Annotated in this window: 12 protein-coding genes; 6 read left to right on the top strand and 6 right to left on the bottom strand. The window is 41.3% G+C overall.

Features of this window, described 5'->3' with window-relative positions; genetic code table 11:
• Positions 1-300: 300 nt before the first annotated feature.
• The 4 genes from D0T50_RS03430 to D0T50_RS03415 all read right to left on the bottom strand — a co-directional run bounded on the left by D0T50_RS03430 (position 301) and on the right by D0T50_RS03415 (position 4328).
• Positions 301-1464, bottom strand: coding sequence for an MFS transporter (locus D0T50_RS03430; RefSeq protein WP_163222006.1), 1164 nt, complete (start codon positions 1462-1464; stop codon positions 301-303).
• Positions 1465-1492: 28 nt separating this feature from the next.
• On the bottom strand, positions 1493-2314 hold the full coding sequence (gene panB / locus D0T50_RS03425; RefSeq protein WP_163222004.1) for a 3-methyl-2-oxobutanoate hydroxymethyltransferase: 822 nt from the start codon (positions 2312-2314) through the stop codon (positions 1493-1495).
• A gap of 77 nt (positions 2315-2391) precedes the next feature.
• Positions 2392-3600 carry a peroxiredoxin gene (locus tag D0T50_RS03420; protein WP_163222002.1) on the bottom strand — a complete coding sequence of 403 codons (1209 nt, stop codon included), beginning with the start codon at positions 3598-3600 and terminating at the stop codon, positions 2392-2394.
• 77 nt (positions 3601-3677) lie between these two features.
• Complete coding sequence (locus tag D0T50_RS03415; protein ID WP_163222000.1) at positions 3678-4328, bottom strand: HAD family phosphatase; 651 nt, start codon at positions 4326-4328, stop codon at positions 3678-3680.
• Between the two features lie 105 nt (positions 4329-4433).
• On the opposite strand from D0T50_RS03415, the gene D0T50_RS03410 reads away from it, so the two are divergent.
• Positions 4434-5783, top strand: a complete 1350-nt coding sequence (locus D0T50_RS03410; RefSeq protein WP_163221998.1) for an MATE family efflux transporter — start codon at positions 4434-4436, stop codon at positions 5781-5783.
• Between the two features lie 93 nt (positions 5784-5876).
• Here D0T50_RS03410 and D0T50_RS03405 read toward each other — a convergent pair whose 3' ends face one another.
• Together D0T50_RS03405 and D0T50_RS03400 are read right to left on the bottom strand one after the other, a co-directional pair.
• Positions 5877-6554, bottom strand: a complete 678-nt coding sequence (locus D0T50_RS03405; RefSeq protein WP_163221996.1) for an ABC transporter ATP-binding protein — start codon at positions 6552-6554, stop codon at positions 5877-5879.
• 16 nt (positions 6555-6570) lie between these two features.
• Positions 6571-8868 (bottom strand): ABC transporter permease, encoded by a 2298-nt coding sequence (locus tag D0T50_RS03400; protein ID WP_163221994.1) that lies wholly within the window; start codon positions 8866-8868, stop codon positions 6571-6573.
• Between the two features lie 204 nt (positions 8869-9072).
• Between D0T50_RS03400 and D0T50_RS03395 the strand changes: the two genes are divergently transcribed.
• From D0T50_RS03395 to D0T50_RS03375, 5 genes are all read left to right on the top strand, one after another.
• Positions 9073-10410, top strand: coding sequence for a sigma-54 dependent transcriptional regulator (locus D0T50_RS03395; protein ID WP_163221992.1), 1338 nt, complete (start codon positions 9073-9075; stop codon positions 10408-10410).
• Positions 10407-11729 carry a PAS domain-containing sensor histidine kinase gene (locus tag D0T50_RS03390; protein WP_163221990.1) on the top strand — a complete coding sequence of 441 codons (1323 nt, stop codon included), beginning with the start codon at positions 10407-10409 and terminating at the stop codon, positions 11727-11729. Before D0T50_RS03395 ends, D0T50_RS03390 begins: the two co-directional genes overlap by 4 nt.
• An 855-nt stretch (positions 11730-12584) precedes the next feature.
• Positions 12585-14624, top strand: coding sequence for a pectate lyase (gene pelA / locus D0T50_RS03385; RefSeq protein ID WP_239058200.1), 2040 nt, complete (start codon positions 12585-12587; stop codon positions 14622-14624).
• Between the two features lie 149 nt (positions 14625-14773).
• Entirely contained in the window at positions 14774-16243 is a 1470-nt protein-coding gene (locus tag D0T50_RS03380) for a potassium/proton antiporter (RefSeq protein ID WP_163221987.1), read from the top strand.
• 110 nt (positions 16244-16353) lie between these two features.
• Positions 16354-18018: a long-chain fatty acid--CoA ligase gene (locus D0T50_RS03375; RefSeq protein WP_163221985.1), complete on the top strand. Its 1665-nt coding sequence runs from the start codon at positions 16354-16356 to the stop codon at positions 18016-18018.
• Positions 18019-18188 lie beyond the last annotated feature (170 nt).

Raw genomic sequence — 18188 nt, 5'->3', positions numbered from 1 at the left:
TAATTACTATAAGATGCTTTGGCTTCGCCGACCGTTGGTTCGTTTTTTCTTTAGCACTCTTTTTGTCTGTTTCTTCTCTTTTTGCGGCTCAAATAGCCCGCTATTATCGCCTTAAAAAGAAAACAAACAACCTAAAAATAGCACCAAATAAAAGAACGAGCAAATTCAAAACAGCTTCTTATTTGAGAAGATAAATTGCAATTAATTTGCGACTGTTTTTTGATTAACTTCTGACTGTTTTTTGAACTGTTTCTGACTGTTTTATGATGAAGAAAACACTGGGAAAATACAAGAGGTATTCTATCTAATTTTACGCTTTGTGTAATAAGGATAAGCTAAAGCAATAAAAAAGAACAATGAAAGTGCGGCAAGCAACATACAATAGTGAAATGTAGCACCCAATGAAGCATGTTCTCGTAAGTAGCAAGCCAGCCCCACACCCACAGAAATGCCTATTTTCCAGGAAAGCAGATAGGTATAATTAGCCGTTGCACGCTCGCAATGACTGGACATATTAATAAACATCAACAGAAAATCGGTGGTAACAAATCCTAACCCCGCCCCAAATAACACAGCAGAAACAACTAACCCTGCCAAGGTATTGAAGATAATAAAAAGCGAAACTGCTATTACAATCAACAGCAACCCAATGAGGATTCGCTTACGCAATTCCTGCCCAACAAAAACTTTTTTAGCAAAGAGCATTGATAACACAAAACCAATACCTACCAATAAGAAATAAGGTACACTCCACGTATCAAGTAAAAACACATCACGTACCTTGAAGTGTATTAATGGGAAGAGCATGGCGGGAATTATTGTAATTAGTATCATATTGAGCACCAACAACCACGTCTTGGGAAGAAAGAAGCGATCCATAGAGAGTAATTTCACACCAATAGGCGCACGAAAAGGAACGTGTGTCATTTCCAGAAAAAAGAATCCTAATACTCCGATAATCAGTGCTCCTAATAGCAACCAATCAAAGCCATAATTCAAGTAAACGGCACTACCTACCGCAATGCCCATAATCATGCCAAGACGAGCATACCAGGCAAGAATTAAGTTTCCTCCACTACGGTTTTCCGAAGGAAGAAGATCAATGCCAAGGGTAATAAATGTGGAGGATGTAACACCGAAAGCTACTCCCTGAATCAGTGCCAGGAAAGAAATTCCCTCTATGCTATCTATAACATAGTAAATGGCAGTAGTGACCAACAATGTAAAAAAAGCAAAAAGAGCTAGCTTTTTACGACGAAACACATCTTGCAGGTAATTCAGTAGCGGACTTATAAGTAGCACTCCTGACAAAAGCAATAAGAAAACAACACCTGTATATGCTAGCGGACCATTCAACCTCTCGGTTATTACCACAGGTATAGTGGGCAGCAGCATGTATTGAGAGATATACATCAGCATATTGCCAAAGCATATCCGCTTAAAATTACCAGCAAGAAGTGTCATGTCAATAGCGAAATGTGTTTCGCGAATATCAATATTGTTCCTTTTCGTTAGGGAAATCGGCACTTTTCACATCAGCCACATACTGACTGACTGCATCTGTCATTACTGTATGTAGGTCTGCATAGCGTCTTAAGAATCGAGGACTAAATCCTTTGGTCATACCTAACATATCCTGAATAACAAGTACCTGACCATCTACCTGACCTCCTGCACCAATACCAATGATAGGAATTCTTACTTTAGATGCTACCTCCGCAGCTACAGTAGCCGGTATTTTCTCTAGAACAATGGCAAAACATCCCAGTTCTTCCATCAGCAAGCAATCATCAATTAACTTCTTTGCCTCACCATCTTCTTTGGCGCGCACTGTGTAAGTTCCATATTTATTAATTGATTGCGGCATCAATCCCAAGTGAGACATTACGGGAATTCCGGCATCGATTATTTTCTTTACGTCGGCTTCTATTTCCTTGCCACCTTCTATTTTGAGAGCATCACATCCTGTTTTTTTCATGATGGAGATAGCTGCTTCAAGAGATTTAATAGGATTACCCGAGCATGTCCCGAAAGGCATATCCACCACTACCATTGCTCTGCTCACCGCGCGAACAACCGATTCGGCATGATATATCATCTGATCCAGAGTCATAGGAAGTGTGGTTACATTTCCTGCCATTACGTTAGAGGCGGAGTCGCCCACCAAAATTACATCGATTCCAGCTCCATCAACAATGGATGCCATGGTATAATCGTAAGAAGTAAGCATGGAGATTTTCTCACCACGTTGTTTCATTTCAATAAGGCGATGCGTAGTTACTTTGCGCTTGTCGTCAGAAAGATATCCTGTCATATTCTTATTATTAATTTGAAAATAGGCTGCAAATATAGCTTATATTTCAACACAAGGTAAGAAACCTTGTTTATTTTTCATAATAAGGCAGTTATGGCATCAGTTATCTCTTTGTCGGTTCTCTCTTTGCTATACCCAAAGACAACTTTTCGCACAACACGTTGCTCGTCTAAAATAAAGAAGAAAGGAGCACCACCACCTGTGCGATACTGCTTAATAACCTCGTCGGTTGCACCCAGAAAAGTATAATTCAAGTTATTTTTGGCTGTGTAGTTTTGGTAAGAATGAGACTTACGAACCCATGTTTCAATGGCTACCAGGTCGAACTCTTCAGGGCTAAAGTGCTCCTTCAATTGCTTCAAGAAGGGAATAGAGGCTTGACACGGACCACAACCTATCCCTGTAAAATTAATAAGCAACACCTTACTCTTAAAATCAGAAAGTGACACAGGTTGTTCGTGCATATTGTTCAGCGTCCAGTCGGGTGCTTGCTTGCCAGTAAGGTCTTCTTTGGTTGAAGTAACACGTTTTTTTCCGCGTAATCTAATTTCATAATCTTGCGGATAATAATGATCAATATGCAAGTCTTCAATAGATAATTTATTGAACTCCACATTCGAACAAATAGTAACAGATATATCGTGCGACATTTCCCGCCTTGTTTTGTAGGGTAAGTTATCTTTCTTACTTATCCACAATTCATAAATCGAAGTAGGGTCGAGCACATATGGAACATCAGTCATGCGATAGGCTTTTCCAAAAAACTCTATTTGTTCGTCTTCATAAACCGTTAATTTAACGTAGTATTCATCACCGATATCTTCCATCTCTAATGTAATACTATCTTCGGTAGTAAGCGCATAGTCAATAATGCTTCGGGCATAGTTAAAAAACGGTGGGGTTAGTGGCCTGTAAGGAAAATGCGCTTTGGTTGTAAAGTCATCAATTAGCACTTCTTTATCATCATGAAACAGGCTTACCCTTATAGTGCCATCATAGCCAAAAAATAGTTTTGTCGTGTCGGCACAATCGAAACTTACATAAGAGGAGCCAATAGTTGTGTCTTGCGGATTGCTATACTCTTTCACATATAGGCAACGATTCATCATGGCAACCGTATCACCAGGTTGCCAAGTTTCAGATGTTTTGCAATATGTAGCAGTCTTTATTTTTTCAAGATTACTAAGAACTTCTCGTAAATAATCGTTTTTGTCTTTAGTGCCTTTACAGCCTGCTATTGCTATAGAAAGTAAAAGAAAAAGGAGAACTGGTTGTCTTGTTTTCATGGCAGAGTTTTTTTAATGATTAATATAACTTTACCACAAAACTACGAACAGCTCGTACTTAAACAAGTAGTAGCGAGTTAAATATTGTGAAGAGAGATCAACTTTTGGTATGTCATGCCCAGAAAGCTATCCAATACATAGTCTGCTTTATCTTCTATACCCTCTCTTGAATTGGTAGTAGCCATTCCTATTACAGTAGCACCCGATGCACGTCCGGCAGCTAAGCCATGAAAAGAATCTTCTATTACAAAAGAGTTAGCAGAAGTTACATTCAATTGCTTCATTGCCAACAAGAAGCATTCCGGATGAGGTTTGGAGCGGGTGAAGCTACCGGCGGAAAGAATCAAATCAAATAGTTCTTTCATTTCGGGATGAGCACGATATACGCAAGCCATCTTCGCTTCGTCCGAAGAGGTTACAAGCGCCAGTTTAACACCATTAGCTCGCAAATCGTTAATAAAGTCTACTACACCGGGAAAGTAATTGTAGGTCATTTCGGCTTCCCAAGCTCTGTTGGCTTCTACTATCCGGGCAAACTCTTCTTCACGACCCTGAAAATACTTTTCTCCTATTTGTGTATTGGTTGTTCCTTTTATCAGCGAATCGAAATGCTCAATGCCCAATGCTTCGCGCCCGGTCTTATCCCAGAAGACAGAATATTGCGATTCTGTATCGAGTACCACGCCGTCCATATCGAAGAGAACGGCTGTTTGTATTTCAAGTTTCATGATTCCTCCTTTTACTATTTATATATGGTTGCAAAGTTCCGAATTATCGCCCGAAGCTGCAAATATTTAATAACTTTGCACCGTTTAATTAGTAAATACCAGTACATGTCTCGGCAAGACACCCCCCACATACTAGGCACAGAGAGTATCGGCAAGCTATTGCTACAATACTCCATTCCGGCTATCATAGGCATGACGGTTACATCTCTGTATCATATTATCGACAGTATCTTCATCGGGCATGGTGTGGGGGCAATGGCCATATCGGGACTGGCTATAACGTTCCCTTTGATGAATCTTGTGATAGCTTTCAGCACATTGGTAGGATCGGGGGCATCTACCATCTCTTCTATACGACTGGGACAGAAAGACCTAAAAGGAGCAACAGAGGTACTGGGAAATACATTGATGCTTTGTCTTACCAACTCAATTCTATGCGGAAGCCTGTTCTTCATCTTCCTCGACGAGATTCTGGTATTCTTTGGTGCCAGCGAAGCTACTCTGCCTTACGCTCGCGACTTTATGCAGGTTATCTTGTTGGGAACCCCCATTTCCTATACCATGATAAGTTTGAATAATGTGATGCGTGCAACCGGATATCCGAAGAAAGCCATGCTCACCTCTATGCTATCTGTTCTTTGCAATATTGTTCTTGCTCCTTTATTTATCTTTCATTTCGATTGGGGCATACGCGGAGCAGCTACTGCAACCGTGCTGTCGCAGTTCATCGCATTGACATGGGTACTCTATCACTTCATTAACAAGGAAAGTTTCGTTCACTTCGACAAGAATTCCCTGAAGATGAAACTACGCATTATCCTTACTATTTTCTCCATAGGTATGTCGCCATTCCTGATGAACGTATGTACTTGTGTTATCGTTATTATTATCAACAATGCGCTGAAAACTCATGGAGGAGACTTGGCAATAGGTGCTTATGGCATCATTAACCGGTTACTTACCTTGTATATTATGATTGTGTTGGGGCTTACTATGGGCATGCAACCTATATCGGGTTATAATTTCGGAGCAGGAAATATGGACAGGGTAAAGAAAACTCTCAAGCGGGGCATCATGGTAGGTGTAGCCATCACCACTACCGGGTTTTTGTTATGCGAATTATTCCCTTATACCATTTCGGGATTCTTTACCGACAGTAAAGAACTAATCGACATCTCTGCCAAAGGTCTGCGCATCGGCGTACTGATGTTTCCAGTTGTTGGCAGTCAGGTGGTTATTTCCAACTTTTTCCAAAGTATCGGTAAGGTTAAGGTTAGTATATTCCTCTCCCTTAGCCGCCAGCTTATTTACCTGCTTCCTTTCCTTATCATATTACCAAAGCATTACGGGCTAACCGGTGTATGGGCAAGTATGCCTATATCGGATGCGCTGGCTTTTATTACGGCATGGGTGGCGTTGGGCATCTACCTGCCAAAACTAACCAAAGTAGCATAAACCAAGCCAGTAGCAGAATAACCCCGCACAACGTGCAGGAAGAATTCTGAGCGCCGGCAGACTCCGCGAAGCGTGCAGGGGGTAATTGTTGTTTTATATTGCATGTACACTCGCCACCACACTACCATCAAACAAGTGGATAATCCGGTGTGCAAAACTAGCATCATGCTGCGAGTGTGTCACCATAACAATGGTTGTTCCTTCGCGATTCAGTTCCGTTAGCAGATCCATTACCTCAGCGCCATTCTTAGAGTCGAGGTTTCCGGTAGGTTCGTCGGCAAGTATTAGTTTAGGGTTGGCAACTACCGCACGGGCTATGGCTACACGTTGTTGTTGTCCGCCCGACAACTGCTGTGGAAAATGTTTGGCACGATGGCTCAGGTTCATGCGTTTTAGCATATCATTTACCATTTGCTTACGCTCAGAAGCTTTGTAGCCAAGATACGTTAGCGGAAGTTCCACATTCTCATACACATTCAGTTCATCAATCAGGTTAAAGCTTTGAAACACGAAGCCCAGCTTTCCCTTACGCATACGGGTACGCTCCTTTTCTTTGAGAGAACCAACCTCTTCGCCCATCATTTTATAGGAACCTTCGGTGGGATTGTCGAGCAGTCCCAGAATATTCAACAAGGTTGATTTGCCACAACCCGATGGTCCCATTACGGCTACAAATTCGCCTTCCTTTACTTCTACATTTACATGGTTTAATGCCACGGTTTCTACTTCCGATGTACGGAATACTTTGCTGAGGTTATTGATTGTTATCATATTCTTGAGTTTTTAATTATTCACTTTTAATTGAGTTTACCGGATTTTCATTTGCTATCTTCCAAGCTTTAACAATTACGCAGATTGTTATAACAATAAGGATGATTAATGAAATGAGTATGTATAGCGGAACACTAAGTTCCAATAAATCGCCACTGAACTGTGCCAACCACTCTTTCCCCACAAAATAGGAACAAGAAGTGCCCAGAATTACAGCAGGTACAGCCAACCACAGAATTTCCTTGTTGAGCAGTAAGAGTATGCTCCAAGCCTCGGCACCATTTACTTTGCGAATGGCAATTTCTTTCGAACGGCGCTGAACCTCATCGTTTATATAGCCAATAAGTCCCATTAGTGTTATGAGTAGGATAGCTATAAAAGCTGCTCCTGCCGAGTCGCGAAAACGACGGGTACTATTGTACTTTTCGACTATGCGTGGTTCCTCAGGATTGAAAACGATATTCGTTTGCGGAAAGGCTTCTGCCATTGCTTTATTCAACGCAAACAACGATTGCTCAAAAGGTTCACGTAGTTTTACATTCAGTAAGCTGTTCCAATCGGGAAGATAGGTTAGCATCAACGGTTTTTTTTCAGTAAACAGTCCATTGTCTACAATGTCTTCGATAACACCAACTACCGTACCAGCCACATCGTGCTCGCTCGATACTCTTCCCAGCGCACTGCCCTCCCAAGGCATCATGCCAACATATATCTTATTAACCAACACTTCGCCCGGTGCTTGTATATTTCTACCTTCGAGAATACGTATACCATACAGTCCCACAAAGTTCTCATCAACGGAGTTGAAGCGTGTTGAGAAAAGCATACGTCCACCAATTGTTACTCCAGAACCACTGTAGCCTATGCCTACGCCTTGCATAGAGAAACTGAGATTTTCTACCATAGGAAGGTTCTCTACCATTGAACGCACCACATCCTTATTTCCACGAATAGTAGCTGTGGCAACATTCTTCACACTATAACCTAAATCGTAATTGAGTAGTTGCTTATACTGAAGAAAAAGTACTACCAACACACCAAACACAAATGCTACACCAGCAAACTGGACAAAAAGCAACACACGTTTCCATGACGAATTGCGGTTGATATAACGACGGAACACTTGCGTTACAGGTATATTTGAGAACATCCGACCCGGAATAACACCGGCCAGCAGGAATACTAGTAGAACAATAGAGGCAGGTACCCAAAGTGTTTGCCATGCAAAGAGGTGAACAACCTGCACATCAATCCAATCTTCTATTGGTCCCCTTAAATTTAGAATGAGCAGAGCAACCAATAATAAAGAGAAAAGAATAAGAATACCTGTTTCCCACAAAAACAGACTGAAGACCTGCGAGCCAGTAGCACCGTTTGCTTTATGTACACCCACACCTTTTGCCCGTCTAGCCAATGAAGAAATGGCAATCAGCACGTAGTTCAGAGCAGCAATCAGTAAAATGGCTATAGCCAGGAATGTGTAATTAACAACGATACGTTTTACGTCCGGATTATTTCTGTGTACATCAAGAATATTCTGTATATAAGCACGTATCCCAAAGCCATATTCTTCAAGATTAAAAGGCACATACTCCTCAATCACCGCATCAATACGCGCATTGATACGCTCAACAGAGTCCTTGTTTTTCAATCGGATATATCCTTCGTATGAGTCGCCACCATCCCAACCATAATATCGCCATTTATATTTATGAAGTGACGCCATGCTAACCACAGCTTCGGGGCGCATATAGTTATTATTGCCAATCGATTTGTATGTACCGCGCACGCTAAACTCTACCCCTCTAAACATTAACGTTCGTCCGACAACCTCGGTAGTGCCGAATATTTGACGAGCCATGTCATCACTTAAAAACATCATATCGGGTGCTGCGAGTTCTTCGGGACGTCCGGATGTTACAGGTATACCCATTGTTCGAAAAAAAAGCGTATCAACCACTTCTGTTAAAGCCTGAAACTCTTTCGCACCCAAGTTGAATGCTTGATCCCACAACAAACAAGTAGTTGTGGCACTTACAACTTCATCGGGAAACGCTTCCATAATAGCGGCTGCCGTCGGTCCAAAAACAATACGGCTTTCTTTCATACTTTCCACACCACTTCCATAGTATTTTACTTTTATTACGGCTAACCTTGAGGGGTCCTCATAAACCGTATTCCAGGAATACTCGTAGGCAATACGCGCAAAAAGAAGAATCCCCACGAACAAGCCCAGTGTCAAGGAGATGATTTTAACAACATTCGAGCTTTTGCCGCGAATCAGTGTTCTAATAGTGTAATAGAATTGTCTCATATATTTGCTAAATTAACTGTTTATTTCTATTCTTTCCAAATACAGAATGCGTGCCACAAGTATAACAAACAGAAAATCAACACAGTAACAAAAAGTCTTTTGGTGTTCGGTGTCTGTTTTTTAGACATCTGTTGTCTAATTATTAGACACTTTGTAGGAGTTTCGACGAGAATCTTTTATTTTTGACGGTAGAATGCGAAAAACATGAATAAAAAAAGAACCATTATTGTAGTAGATGATAATAAAGGAGTACTAACCGCAGTGCAAATGTTACTTAAAAGTCATTTCGAGCAAGTAGTTACCCTCTCCTCGCCTACTACATTGCTTGCCTCTTTGCGCGAGGTCAATCCAAGTATTGTACTGCTCGACATGAACTTCACCGCAGGTATTAACACCGGCAACGAGGGGCTGTTTTGGTTGCACGAAATAAAAAAACAACATCCCACGCTTCCCGTAGTACTCTTTACTGCCTACGCCGATATAGAGTTGGCGGTGCGCGGCATCAAAGAGGGAGCGGCCGACTTCGTAGTCAAACCGTGGGATAATCAAAAACTGATAGAAACGCTGGATACTGCCATTCTTCCTCAAAAAAACATCAAAAAGAGGAAACAATCAATTGAACAACCTGCATCATCAATGTATTGGGGCAGTAGCCATGCAATGGAGAATCTTCGCCTCTTAGTCGAAAAAGTTGCTGCGACGGATGCCAACATCCTCATTACCGGCGAGAACGGAACCGGCAAGGAGATGCTTGCACGAGAAATACACAGACTATCCAAACGCAATAAAGAAGCATTAGTAGCTGTTGATATGGGTGCCATTACCGAATCGTTGTTCGAGAGTGAATTGTTCGGTCACACAAAAGGCTCGTTTACCGATGCCCATGCCGATCGACAAGGAAAGTTTGAAACCGCCAATCACAGCACACTTTTTCTCGATGAAATAGGTAACCTCCCTTTCCACTTACAAGCCAAACTACTCACCGCGCTGCAACGTCGAAGCATCATCCAGGTAGGAAGCAATGAGCCAATTCCGATAGATATTCGTTTGGTGTCGGCAACCAACCGCAACCTGAATGAGATGGTTCGCAAAGAGGAATTTCGCGAAGACTTACTCTACCGTCTCAACACCATTCATATTGAAATTCCACCATTGCGCGAGCGCAAAGAAGATATTATTCCACTAACAGAATTGTTTATTGACCGCTTTTGTAAACAATACGACAAAGGAAATATCACGCTTAGCAGTGCCGCAAAAGAGAGAATAATCAAACACCCATGGTATGGTAATATACGCGAACTGGAACACGCTATCGAGAAAGCTGTTATCATAAGCGACACACCCACCATCCCCGCCGAGTTATTCACACTGCCACTCAAAACAACAATGCCCGAAGAAGCAGCCTCCACCCTCGAAGAAATGGAGATGAAAATGATTCAGAAAGCAATAGAAGGCTGCAACGGAAACTTATCCGCCGTTGCGGCACAACTTGGCATTACACGGCAAACGCTCTATAATAAGATGAAGAAATTCGGCTTATGAAGAAGCTATACCTATATATAAAAGAGAGTTTCTGGTTGTGGGCACTTATCCTTGTATTATGTGCCGGCACTGTGGTATTTCTTTTTTTAGATAAGCGCTACGAATGGTGCACCATTGCAACAATCGCCTTGTTCTTTTCTGTACGATGGCTTTATCTGCTCTACCGCAAGAACACAAAAAGAATAACCTACATGCTCGAAGCTCTCGAGAATAACGACAACACACTACGCTTCGTTGGAGAACAAACAAACAGTAGTGACGCAAGCATTAGTTATCTATTAAATAAAGTTTCGCAGATTCTATTCGAAGCTAAGACCGAAACCATTCAACAAGAAAAATACTATGAACTTATACTGAACAGCATAAACACTGGAATCATAGTACTTGATGATAACGGAGCTGTTTATCAAAAGAATAACGAAACATTACGTATTTTCGGATTAAACGTATTTACACACATACAGCAATTAGCCCCAATAAACGCCTTGCTTGTCGAGAAAATAGCAGCAATACAACCGGGAGAAAATATCCAATTGCAATTTACAAACGAGAGAGGAATCATTCATATTTCGGTAAAAGCTTCGGATATTCACATTGCAAAGAAGCACTTACGCATTTTAGCCCTGAGTGATATTAATAGCGTACTGGATGAAAAAGAGATTGATTCATGGATTAAGCTAATCCGGGTTTTAACACACGAAATAATGAATTCCATTACACCTATCACTTCTTTGAGTGATACAATGCTTTCGCAAGGAATAGCCGATATAGAAGAAATCCATAAAGGATTGGAAACTATCAGTGCTACAGGAAAAGGGCTTATCTCTTTTGTTGAATCTTACCGCAAGTTTACCCGTACACCTACGCCCGAACCAACATTATTCTACATAAAACCCTTCATGGAGCGTATGATAAAGCTGACCCAGCACCAGCTTGCCTGCGAGCACATCTCATTCAACCTTTATGTAACTCCCGATGATTTAATTCTCTATGCCGATGAGAACCTGATACAACAAGTCGTTGTAAACCTATTAAAAAATGCCATGGAAGCAATCAACAACAATCCCGATGGAGTTATAAATATCAACGCCTATTGCACTACAAAAGAAGAAGTTGTTATTGACATCAGCAACAATGGGTTACCCATACCATTTGAAATAGCCGAACAAATATTTATTCCATTCTTCACAACAAAAGAAAAAGGTAACGGAATAGGGTTAAGCCTATCCCGTCATATCATGCGGCTCTCCAAAGGAAGTTTAACGCTGCTACCTACAAATAGCAAAGGAGAGACGGTGTTTAGGTTGCAGTTTAATTAGAATAAGATAGGCATATCCGATCGAGAATCGTAATCGGCACTGGTAGCATAAAGGTCGATCACCTGACGATAAAGCACTTTTTACCATCAGTAGCAGTTGTTCGGAATTTCCGAGCAACAAAAGTACAAATATCACACAAACCCCCAAACCAACATATTACAAAACGTTAATTCGGATTTGGAAATGTCATACAAAAAAGCTATCTTTAGTATAGCAAAGATATACAGATAGTATATACATAGAGAGGCGGGAAACCACGGGGTTTTTCGCCTCTCTTTTTTTACGGAATCGACTAAAAACGGTTACCGCTTTTAGTCGAAGTGGTAACCACCGACACCCAAAGTGGTAACCACTGCGCTCTTAGTGGTTACCACAAAGTCTAAAACGCTGCATCGGAAAATAAAATTCTTCGCACTGCCATTTCTGCAATATAACCAAAGTAAATGCTATCTTTTTTACAGAAACTTTAAAGTTAATAGTCTATAAATAAATCAAGTTAACACACCCATTCAAATAGTTATATTTTCACACATATCAATCAGCATTTATTCAATATGAAGCAAGTTTACGAGAGGAAACATTCATAACTATCCGACAAAAAACTTACAACCGAAGGAATCACCGCCATTTTTGAAAAATAAAGCCCAAAAACCTGCGATTGTATTAAATAATACCAGTTAAAGACCAATTTGTTACACTTAAAAACAATCAAATTCGCTTTATTTGTACTTCATTATTTAATACATGTAAAACAATACAAATATGAAACACCTCTTTTTGAAATCAAAGAAAGCGCATATTCTTGTTGCTTTCATTTGTTACCTTATGGTATTTTCGTCGGCAACAGCACAACGCATGCCCAGACGGAATTTAATGCGCGAGACTAATCCGGAATTTTTCAAAACCGAAGAAGCACGTCGGGTAGGCGACCAAGTATTAGCTTATCAACGTGTCACTGGTGGATGGCCAAAGAATATAGACATGGCTCGCAAAATGAGTAACGAAGAATTAAGGAATGTTCTGAAAGAAAAAACAAGACAAGACGACTCTACAATCGATAACAATGCAACAACGATGCAGATGATTTTTTTGGCTCGTCTTTACCAGCAAACAAACGACACACGCTATCGTGATGCTTTCGCTTCGGCATTGGAATATTTATTAAGCGGGCAATATGACAATGGTGGATGGCCGCAATTCTGGCCAAACCCGCAAGGCTATCAAACACATATTACTTTCAATGATGATGCTATAGTCAACACATTGGAATTATTCGATGATATTATAGCAGCAGAATCTCCCTATGATGGCAACCTTGTTGATAAAGCAATGCGCAAACGACTGTCGAAAGCTTTTGATAAAGGAATAGAAATCATCTTGGCAACACAGATTATAGTAAACGGAGAGCGTACCGTGTGGTGTCAGCAACACGATCGTGAGACATTGAAACCAGCATCGGCACGCGCATACGAATTGCCTTCCTATTGCTCGCAAGAGAGCGCCGGCATTATCAGATTATTAATGACGCTACCCAAGCCCAATGCACAGGTAAAAAAAGCTATTCATGGAGCAATGAAGTGGTTTGACACCTATAAACTAACCGGCTTACGCGTTGAGCGCACAGGCGGATGGGGAGAACAAACGGAACGCAACACTCGCTTAGTAGAAGATCCACAAGCAACTCCTATCTGGGGACGCTATTATGATTTGGAGTTCTGTGAGCCATATGTATGCGACCGTGACGGAATTCCACGTCGCCGATTAGAAGAAATCGGGGTAGAACGTCGTACCGGATACAGTTGGTATGGCGACCGCGCGGCAGAATTATATAGCATCTATGAAACATGGAGCGCCAAATACGACCCCAAGAACAAGGTAGAAATAAGCCTAACCACCAAGGGATGTAACGAGAATGGACTTATCGAAATGTATCGCCGTCCTGTAGTAGACCGTGCCGCTTTTGATGTCATTGTTAAACCGGGCGAAAGCATTCAAGCCGCTATTCAAAAAGCGCCGGAAACGCCAACCGAACCTTTCAAGATTTTAATCTTAAACGGTACTTACAATCAAAAAGTGATTGTAGATCGTCCCAACATTGTACTGGTAGGCGAGAATAGAGACAGCACGATAATTGTTTTGGCAGAAACAGCCAGAACACGAACCATCAAAGAGTACAACGGACGCCCTGTTGGCAACGGAGTAATTGTATTGCAAGAACCTGCGGCCGACTGCGTTATCAGCGGTCTGACTGTCTATAACAACTACGGAACAACCATCGAAAATACCACCACCCATCAAATGGCTATCTTCGGGCGGGCTACACGTACCATAGTCATCAATTGCAATGTGTGGGCAGATGGCAACGACGCACTTGCGCTCTGGGCACCCGAAAGCAATGGTATGTACTATCATGCCGATTTGTTCCTTCGTTGCCCGGGAGTAGATTTCTTATGCCCCCGCGGATGGTGTTATGCCACACGCTGCCGGTTTTATGGTGATAGCCGCGCAATGATTTGGCACGATGGCCGTGGCGATAAGAGTAAAAAATTAGTGATTACCAACTCTTCCTTTGATGCCAAATCGCCAACGCTTCTTGGACGCTACCATCATGATTCGCAGTTCTTCATCGTCAATTGCAAAATGTCCGAACAAGTGCTCGACTGTAATATCGGATATGCCTATTCGGATAAAGTGCTCGATCCATGTCCGTGGGGACAACGAACCTATTATGCCGCATCTTACCGCGAAGGTGGGAATAGTGGATGGATGAATAATAATCTGCAAGAATATCAAAAAGATTTAGCTAATTTCAGTATCACGGCACAATGGACGTTCGGTGGCAAATGGGATCCGGAGCGACGAATCCGTGATCTTTGGAATGTCTTGGCATACTAAGATAATAAACAAAACACGAAGGGGTGTGTCAAAAATCCAACACTTTCGACACACCCCCTTTCTCTTTTTACAACTCTACTCCCCTGAACCTTTTACAAAATATTTTTGTTAATTTTGCACCATTACATTTACCCTAAAAAATATATTATATGCTTTTTACTGCCGAGAACATTCTCTTGATAGGTTCTGTATTATTATTTGTAAGTATCGTTGTAAGTAAAACCGGCTATCGCTTTGGGGTACCTACGCTGTTATTATTCCTCGTTGTAGGTATGATTTTTGGCAGTGATGGCTTAGGCTTACAGTTTAATAGTGCTAAAGAAGCACAATTTATCGGAATGTTGGCATTGAGTATCATTCTATTTTCGGGTGGTATGGACACTAAGTTTGCCGAAATAAAACCCATATTGGCTCCCGGTATTGTACTCTCTACAGTAGGCGTTTTGCTCACGGCAGTTTTTACAGGGTTCTTCATTTGGTTTATAACCGGCATGAGTTTCACCAACATCGAACTGCCCCTGCTCACCTCTTTACTGCTTGCTGCCACAATGTCGTCTACGGACTCTGCTTCCGTTTTTGCTATTTTGCGTTCACAAAAGATGAATCTGAAACACAACTTACGTCCCATGTTAGAGCTAGAGAGTGGTAGTAATGACCCGATGGCATACATGCTTACCATTGTATTGACACAGGTAATTCTGTCGGGAGGAATGCAATTGGGTGGTATTTTGGGATCTTTCTTTATCCAGTTCATAGTAGGTGCTTTGGCTGGTTATCTATTAGGAAAACTTGCGGTGTGGATGCTCAATAGGTTGAACATTGATAACTATTCACTCTACCCTATCCTATTATTAGCGTTTTGCTTCTTTACCTTCTCCTTTACCGATCGCCTCTACGGAAATGGTTATTTAGCCGTTTACATTGCCGGTATTATCGTAGGAAACAGCAAAATTCCATATCGCAAAGACACTGCAAAATTCATGGATGGATTAAGCTGGCTCTTCCAAATCATTATGTTCCTTACCTTGGGACTGTTGGTTAATCCACACGAATTACTGAGCGTGGCACTTGTTGCTTCTTTGATTGGTATTTTTATGATTCTTGTAGGTCGTCCGCTTACTGTGTTTTTATGCTTGTTGCCCTTCAAGAAAATAACCACAAACTCGCGCATTTTCATTTCGTGGGTAGGGTTGAGAGGCGCTGTTCCAATTATTTTCGCCACCTATCCGGTAGTTGATAATGTGCCCGGTTCCAATATTATTTTCAACATAGTGTTCTTCATAACTATTCTTTCGTTAATAATACAGGGAACTACTATTCCATTTTTTGCCCGGAAATTAAACCTCTCCATGCCAATTCCTAAGACAGGCAACGACTTTGGCATTGAGCTTCCCGAAGAAATTGACAGTAAATTACTCGACATGACCATTACTAAGGAGATGTTGGAAGATGCTGACACACTGAAAGACATGAACCTACCTAAAGGCACTCTTGTTATGATGGTAAAACGTGGTAATAATTTCTTAGTCCCAAATGGCACTATGAAGCTGCAACTGAAAGATAAACTACTCTTTATCTCCGAAAACAAAAAGATAGAAATGGACCCGGACGCGGAATAATTAACGCCGGGCAACTATGTTAAGAAATTGTTAAATAACAGCAAATACACCCATCCAAACTTATACAGTGTTATTTTTGCCCAGTTTTAAAGAAAATGTGCAAGTAAATAATGGATAAAGAGATGGAATTCATTGAGTATATCCAGCGAAGTATTACGCAAAACTGGAATCTCAATGCGTTGACTGACTATAATGGAGTAACCCTTCAGTATAAGGACGTAGCGCGTAAAATAGCCAAGTTCCACATAGCAATGGAAATGGCAGATATTAAACCCGGTGATAAAATAGCTATTTGCGGACGCAATAGTGCCCATTGGGCAGTAACATTCTTAGCTACCATAACCTATGGAGCAGTTGCCGTGCCTATTCTTCACGAGTTCAAAGCCGACAATATACACAACATCGTTAATCATTCGGAAGCCAAACTTCTTTTTGTAGGCGATCAGATTTGGGAAAACCTCAACGAGGATGCTATGCCGCTACTATTGGGCATTATCTCTATTCCCGATTTTTCCATTTTGATTTCGCGCTCGGAACAACTGACTTACGGACATGGGCATCGCAATGAGATCTATGGCAAAAAATACCCCATGAGTTTTCGACCTGAGGATATTTCGTATACCAAAAACAAACAAGACGATTTGATCCTTATCAACTATACATCGGGCACCACCGGTTATTCTAAAGGTGTTATGCTGAATTATCGCAGCATTCGTTCCAATGTATTGTATTGCGAAGAGATGTCTCCCTTACAACCCGGCGATAAAACAATTGCCATCCTACCGATGGGACATGTTTTTGGCATGACGTACGACTTCCTCTTCGGCATATACTCTGGTGCACACATCCATTTCCTTACACGTATTCCTTCGCCCAAAGTTATTGCGCAAGCCTGTGCCGAGATTAAACCACGACTCATTTGCTGCGTACCTTTAGTAGTAGAGAAAATTATCAAGAAAGATATTTTGCCTAAACTGGATAGTAAAATAGGAAAATTATTGCTGCGTGTTCCAATCATCAGCGACAAAATAAAAAACGCGGCATGTCAAAGTGCAATCGAAATATTTGGCGGCAATTTCTACGAAATCATTGTGGGTGGCGCTCCACTTAACAAAGAAGTAGAAGAGTTCCTGAGAAAAATAGGATTTCCATACACCGTAGGTTATGGCATGACTGAGTGTGGACCACTCATTTCGTCTTCTAAGTGGGAGAACCACAAACTCTTTTCGTGTGGTACGCCTGCCAGCCGGATGCAAGTGGAGATTGATTCGCCCGACCCCGAAAATATTCCCGGAGAGATTATCTGTAAAGGAGACAATCTGATGGTAGGTTATTATAAAAATCCGGAAGCGACTGCGCAGGCAGTTGATAAAGATGGTTGGCTACACACCGGCGACCTTGCCACAAAAGACGCTAATGGACATATTATTATTCGCGGTCGTGCTAAGAGTGTACTCATGAGTGCCAGCGGACAAAATATTTTCCCCGAAGAAATTGAAAGCAAGCTGAACAATATGCCGTTTGTTTCCGAATCGTTGGTAGTTATGCAAAACGATAAGATTGTAGCGCTTATCTTCCCCGACTTCGACGAGGCATTTGCCAAAGGATTGCAACAACCGGATATTGAGAAAGCAATGGAAGAGAACCGTCTTGAAATCAACCAGACATTGCCCAAATATGCCCAAATAGCGAAGGTAAAGATACACTTTGAGGAATTTGAAAAGACAGCTAAAAAGAGTATAAAACGCTTTATGTACCAAGAGGTAAAGGAGTAATTTTCTTAAAATGTATATATTGAATAAAACAAATTCTTAAGCTATGTTATAAAACACACTCTTTTACTTGGAGAATTTGCAAATACAATTATAGTACGTATATTTGTATTGTGTTTTTCATAGTATTAGATTTAAGGTTAACAAAGATTGGGATCAGGCGTGATCCCTTT

The organism is Bacteroides sp. 214 (genome assembly GCF_010501015.1).
Lineage (GTDB): Bacteria > Bacteroidota > Bacteroidia > Bacteroidales > Bacteroidaceae > Bacteroides.
The sequence above is the reverse complement of the archived record's forward strand: the minus strand, read 5'-3'. Positions and strand labels throughout refer to the sequence as shown.

Excerpts from the sequence above, each read along its gene's own strand:
- D0T50_RS03405 (WP_163221996.1), bottom strand. The coding sequence starts at position 6,554 with ATGATAACAATCAATAACCTCAGCAAAGTATTCCGTACATCGGAAGTA.
- D0T50_RS03390 (WP_163221990.1), top strand. The coding sequence starts at position 10,407 with ATGAAGAAGCTATACCTATATATAAAAGAGAGTTTCTGGTTGTGGGCA.
- D0T50_RS03415 (WP_163222000.1), bottom strand. The coding sequence starts at position 4,328 with ATGAAACTTGAAATACAAACAGCCGTTCTCTTCGATATGGACGGCGTG.
- pelA (WP_239058200.1), top strand. The coding sequence starts at position 12,585 with ATGCCCAGACGGAATTTAATGCGCGAGACTAATCCGGAATTTTTCAAA.
- panB (WP_163222004.1), bottom strand. The coding sequence starts at position 2,314 with ATGACAGGATATCTTTCTGACGACAAGCGCAAAGTAACTACGCATCGC.
- D0T50_RS03410 (WP_163221998.1), top strand. The coding sequence starts at position 4,434 with ATGTCTCGGCAAGACACCCCCCACATACTAGGCACAGAGAGTATCGGC.
- D0T50_RS03375 (WP_163221985.1), top strand. The coding sequence starts at position 16,354 with ATGGATAAAGAGATGGAATTCATTGAGTATATCCAGCGAAGTATTACG.
- D0T50_RS03380 (WP_163221987.1), top strand. The coding sequence starts at position 14,774 with ATGCTTTTTACTGCCGAGAACATTCTCTTGATAGGTTCTGTATTATTA.
- D0T50_RS03400 (WP_163221994.1), bottom strand. The coding sequence starts at position 8,868 with ATGAGACAATTCTATTACACTATTAGAACACTGATTCGCGGCAAAAGC.
- D0T50_RS03420 (WP_163222002.1), bottom strand. The coding sequence starts at position 3,600 with ATGAAAACAAGACAACCAGTTCTCCTTTTTCTTTTACTTTCTATAGCA.
- D0T50_RS03430 (WP_163222006.1), bottom strand. The coding sequence starts at position 1,464 with ATGACACTTCTTGCTGGTAATTTTAAGCGGATATGCTTTGGCAATATG.
- D0T50_RS03395 (WP_163221992.1), top strand. The coding sequence starts at position 9,073 with ATGAATAAAAAAAGAACCATTATTGTAGTAGATGATAATAAAGGAGTA.